We start from the raw sequence: 1,014 nt of genomic DNA on the forward strand, positions 1-1,014 counted from the left end.
TCTGCAGGATATCGCGGCCGCTTAATTAACTGGCCTCATGGGCCTTCACTTCACTGCCCGCTTTCCAGTCGGGAAACCTGTCGTGCCAGCTGCATTAACATGGTCATAGCTGTTTCCTTGCGTATTGGGCGCTCTCCGCTTCCTCGCTCACTGACTCGCTGCGCTCGGTCGTTCGGGTAAAGCCTGGGGTGCCTAATGAGCAAAAGGCCAGCAAAAGGCCAGGAACCGTAAAAAGGCCGCGTTGCTGGCGTTTTTCCATAGGCTCCGCCCCCCTGACGAGCATCACAAAAATCGACGCTCAAGTCAGAGGTGGCGAAACCCGACAGGACTATAAAGATACCAGGCGTTTCCCCCTGGAAGCTCCCTCGTGCGCTCTCCTGTTCCGACCCTGCCGCTTACCGGATACCTGTCCGCCTTTCTCCCTTCGGGAAGCGTGGCGCTTTCTCATAGCTCACGCTGTAGGTATCTCAGTTCGGTGTAGGTCGTTCGCTCCAAGCTGGGCTGTGTGCACGAACCCCCCGTTCAGCCCGACCGCTGCGCCTTATCCGGTAACTATCGTCTTGAGTCCAACCCGGTAAGACACGACTTATCGCCACTGGCAGCAGCCACTGGTAACAGGATTAGCAGAGCGAGGTATGTAGGCGGTGCTACAGAGTTCTTGAAGTGGTGGCCTAACTACGGCTACACTAGAAGAACAGTATTTGGTATCTGCGCTCTGCTGAAGCCAGTTACCTTCGGAAAAAGAGTTGGTAGCTCTTGATCCGGCAAACAAACCACCGCTGGTAGCGGTGGTTTTTTTGTTTGCAAGCAGCAGATTACGCGCAGAAAAAAAGGATCTCAAGAAGATCCTTTGATCTTTTCTACGGGGTCTGACGCTCAGTGGAACGAAAACTCACGTTAAGGGATTTTGGTCATGAGATTATCAAAAAGGATCTTCACCTAGATCCTTTTAAATTAAAAATGAAGTTTTAAATCAATCTAAAGTATATATGAGTAAACTTGGTCTGACAGTTA

Annotated in this window: 1 protein-coding gene; it reads right to left on the reverse strand. The window is 51.4% G+C overall.

What is annotated here, in order from left to right:
- Positions 1–103 precede the first annotated feature (103 nt).
- Positions 104–259, reverse strand: coding sequence for a hypothetical protein (locus tag RZO55_RS21865; protein ID WP_155634672.1), 156 nt, complete (start codon positions 257–259; stop codon positions 104–106).
- Positions 260–1,014 lie beyond the last annotated feature (755 nt).

The sequence above is a fragment of the Clostridium boliviensis genome, from assembly GCF_033342255.1.
Lineage (GTDB): Bacteria > Bacillota > Clostridia > Lachnospirales > Lachnospiraceae > Lacrimispora > Lacrimispora boliviensis.

What these genes read in the sequence shown, in the direction of transcription:
- RZO55_RS21865 (WP_155634672.1), bottom strand. Translation starts at nt 259, where the DNA reads ATGGAAAAACGCCAGCAACGCGGCCTTTTTACGGTTCCTGGCCTTTTG.